At 58.5% G+C, this 4,298-nt stretch carries 2 rRNA genes; both read left to right on the top strand.

The features are described from left to right. Positions 1–862: ribosomal RNA gene (locus tag D476_RS0131510) — 16S ribosomal RNA — on the top strand; the annotation flags it as partial. Between the two features lie 327 nt (positions 863–1,189). Further along, positions 1,190–4,277 (top strand): 23S ribosomal RNA (locus D476_RS0131505). Positions 4,278–4,298: the final 21 nt, after the last annotated feature.

Below are 4,298 nucleotides of genomic sequence, written 5' to 3'. Positions count from 1 at the left end.
GCGGTGAAATGCGCAGATATCAGGAGGAACACCGGTGGCGAAGGCGGGTCTCTGGGCCTTACCTGACGCTGAGGAGCGAAAGCGTGGGGAGCGAACAGGATTAGATACCCTGGTAGTCCACGCCGTAAACGTTGGGCGCTAGGTGTGGGGGCTTTCCACGGTTCCCGTGCCGCAGCTAACGCATTAAGCGCCCCGCCTGGGGAGTACGGCCGCAAGGCTAAAACTCAAAGGAATTGACGGGGGCCCGCACAAGCGGCGGAGCATGTTGCTTAATTCGACGCAACGCGAAGAACCTTACCAAGGTTTGACATCACCGGTAATCCATCGGAGACGGTGGGTCCTTCGGGGATCGGTGACAGGTGGTGCATGGCTGTCGTCAGCTCGTGTCGTGAGATGTTGGGTTAAGTCCCGCAACGAGCGCAACCCTTGTTCCATGTTGCCAGCACGTGATGGTGGGGACTCATGGGAGACTGCCGGGGTCAACTCGGAGGAAGGTGGGGATGACGTCAAGTCATCATGCCCCTTATGTCTTGGGCTGCAAACATGCTACAATGGCCGGTACAGTGGGCGTGCGATGCCGCAAGGCGGAGCGAATCCCTAAAAGCCGGTCTCAGTTCGGATTGGGGTCTGCAACTCGACCCCATGAAGGTGGAGTCGCTAGTAATCGCGGATCAGCAATGCCGCGGTGAATACGTTCCCGGGCCTTGTACACACCGCCCGTCACGTCATGAAAGTCGGCAACACCCGAAACTTGCGGCCCAACCCCTTTTGTGGGAGGGAGTGAGTGAAGGTGGGGCTGGCGATTGGGACGAAGTCGAAACAAGGTAGCCGTACCGGAAGGTGCGGCTGGATCACCTCCTTTCTAAGGAGTCTTGGTAGTCGGCCTGTTTTTCCGATTTGGGCCGGCGGACTCGAAAGTGGACCCGCTTTCCTTCCATCTTGTGTGGTCGGGGGCGGGGTGGTGCATCGTCTGAATGAAATTCCCCTGGGTCTTTGGAAGAGGGCCCGGGGGCGCGCTGTTGGGTGTCTGAGGGGGCAACCGGTTGGTTGTTTCCGCTTCCTCGCCACCCCGTTCCGAAGACCGGTCGAGGTCTTGGTTTGCCAGGTTCCTCGGTGTCCGTGTTTTAGGTGGGTTTGTGGCTGGTTGTTTGATTCGTGGATAGTGTGCGCGAGCATCTTGTATCTGTGGTGGCCAAGTATTAGTGGCATACGGTGGATGCCTTGGCACCAGGCGCCGATGAAGGACGCGGGAGGCCGCGATAGGCCGCGGGGAGCTGTCAACCGAGCTTTGATCCGCGGGTGTCCGAATGGGGGAACCCAGCCCGAGTCGTGTCGGGTTGCCGCTGTCTGAATGTATAGGGCAGTTGGTGGCAACGCGGGGAAGTGAAACATCTCAGTACCCGCAGGAAGAGAAAACAATAGTGATTCCCTGAGTAGTGGTGAGCGAAAGGGGATGTTGGCTAAACCGTGGGCGTGTGATAGACGGCAGTCGTTGCGTCTGCGGGGTTGTGGGGTGCACCTTGTCCGGTCTGCCGGCCGGGCGCGTTGTCTCGTTCTTTTAGCCGAAGCCGTTGGGAAGCGGTGCCGTAGTGGGTGAGAGTCCCGTAGGTGAAGGAAGGGCGTGCGCGTTGGTGTTTCCCCGAGTAGCGCGGAGCCCGTGAAATTCCGTGTGAATCCGGCAGGACCACCTGCCAAGCCTGAATACGTCCTGGTGACCGATAGTGCACTAGTACCGTGAGGGAAAGGTGAAAAGTGCCCCGGTGAGGGGTCGTGAAATAGTACCTGAAACCGTGTGCTGTCAAGCCGTCAGAGCCTCCTTGTGGGGTGATGGCGTGCCTTTTGAAGAATGAGCCTGCGAGTTATGGTGTGTGGCGAGGTTAACCCGGGTGGGGTAGCCGTAGCGAAAGCGAGTCTGAATAGGGCGTTTTGAGTCGCATGCTGTAGACCCGAAGCGGGGTGATCTACCCATGGCCAGGGTGAAGCGGCTGTAAGAGGTCGTGGAGGCCCGAACCCACCAGGGTTGAAAACCTGGGGGATGAGCTGTGGGTAGGGGTGAAAGGCCAATCAAACTCCGTGATAGCTGGTTCTCCCCGAAATGCATTTAGGTGCAGCGTCGTGTGTTGCCTGCCGGAGGTAGAGCTACTGTTTGGCTGATGGGCCCGACAAGGTTACTGATGTCAGATAAACTCCGAATGCCGGTTCGGTTAGCGCGGCAGTGAGACTGCGGGGGATAATCTTCGTGGTCGAGAGGGAAACAACCCAGATCATCGGCTAAGGCCCCTAAGCGTGTGCTAAGTGGGAAAGGTTGTGGAGTTGCTGAGACAACCAGGAGGTTGGCTTAGAAGCAGCCATCCTTTAAAGAGTGCGTAATAGCTCACTGGTCAAGTGATTCTGCGCCGATAATGTAGCGGGGCTTAAGTACACCGCCGAAGCCGTGGGGCCCGGGAGTTTTCCCGGGTTGGTAGGGGAGCGTCGTGCGTGCGGTGAAGCGGCCGGGTGACCGTGTCGTGGAGCGTGTGCGAGTGAGAATGCAGGCATGAGTAGCGATACCGGAGTGGGAAACTCCGGCGCCGATTGACCAAGGGTTCCTGGGGCAGGTTAATCCGCCCAGGGTGAGTCTGGACCTAAGGCGAGGCCGACAGGCGTAGTCGATGGATAACGGGTTGATATTCCCGTACCCGTCCGTGCGCGTCCATACCGGGGCCTTTGATGCTAACCACCACTGAAGCCTCATTTTCCCTTCGGGGTTTGTGGGGTGGAGGCGTGGGACCCGATTTGGTAGTAGGTAAGCGATGGGGTGACGCAGTGGGGTAGCCCTACCCGGCGGTGGTTGTCCGGGGGTAAGCGTGTAGCCCGGGGTGCAGGTAAATCCGTGCCCTTTTGTGGGTGAGGCGTGATGCCGAGCCGTTTTTGGTGAAGTGGGTGATCCCGTGCTGTCGAGAAAAGCCTCTAGTGAGTTCGCGGGCGGCCAGTACCCTAAACCGACGCAGGTGGTCAGGTAGAGTATACCGAGGCGTTCGGGTGAACCGTGGTTAAGGAACTCGGCAAATTGTCCCCGTAACTTTGGGAGAAGGGGAGCCCTGTCCGGTGATGGAACTTTGCTTTCTGAGCTGGGTGGGGTCGCAGATACCAGGGGGAAGCGACTGTTTATTAAAAACACAGGTCCGTGCGAAGTCGTAAGACGCTGTATACGGACTGACGCCTGCCCGGTGCCGGAACGTTAAGAGGACTGGTTAGATCCTTTCGGGGGTCGAGGCTGGGAATCTAAGCGCCGGTAAACGGCGGTGGTAACTATAACCATCCTAAGGTAGCGAAATTCCTTGTCGGGTAAGTTCCGACCTGCACGAATGGCGTAACGACTTCCCCGCTGTCTCAACCGCGGGCCCGGTGAAATTGCAGTACGAGTAAAGATGCTCGTTTCGCGCAGCAGGACGGAAAGACCCCGGGACCTTCACTATAGCTTGACATTGGTGTTTGGGATGGTTTGTGTAGGATAGGTGGGAGCCTGTGAAGCCGTCACGCTAGTGGGGGTGGAGGCGTTGGTGAAATACCACTCTGGCTGTTTCGGGCATCTAACCTGGGGCCGTGATCCGGTTCGGGGACAGTGTCTGGTGGGTAGTTTAACTGGGGCGGTTGCCTCCTAAAGGGTAACGGAGGCGCCCAAAGGTTCCCTCATCCTGGTTGGCAATCAGGTGTTGAGTGTAAGTGCACAAGGGAGCTTGACTGTGAGACGGACGTGTCGAGCAGGTGCGAAAGCAGGGACTAGTGATCCGGCACCGGCGTGTGGAAGCGGTGTCGCTCAACGGCTAAAAGGTACCCCGGGGATAACAGGCTGATCTTCCCCAAGAGTCCGTATCGACGGGATGGTTTGGCACCTCGATGTCGGCTCGTCGCATCCTGGGGCTGGAGTTGGTCCCAAGGGTTGGGCTGTTCGCCCATTAAAGCGGCACGCGAGCTGGGTTTAGAACGTCGTGAGACAGTTCGGTCCCTATCCGCTGTGCGCGTTGGAGACTTGAGAAGGGCTGTCCCTAGTACGAGAGGACCGGGACGGACGAACCTCTGGTGTGCCAGTTGTTCCGCCAGGAGCATGGCTGGTTGGCTACGTTCGGGAGAGATAACCGCTGAAAGCATCTAAGTGGGAAGCTTGCTTCGAGATGAGGTCTCCTGCCCTGTGAGGGGGTAAGGCTTCCAGTGGACGACTGGGTTGATAGGCCGGGTGTGGAAGCGTTGTGAGGCGTGGAGCTGACCGGTACTAATAGGCCGAGGGCTTGTCCGCCGCAGATGCTGGGTGCTCGCGC

Origin of the sequence: Nocardiopsis chromatogenes YIM 90109 (assembly GCF_000341185.1) — a bacterium.
GTDB lineage: Bacteria > Actinomycetota > Actinomycetes > Streptosporangiales > Streptosporangiaceae > Nocardiopsis_A > Nocardiopsis_A chromatogenes.
Note: the sequence above shows the minus strand (reverse complement) of the source record. Positions and strands in the feature narration are given on the sequence as shown.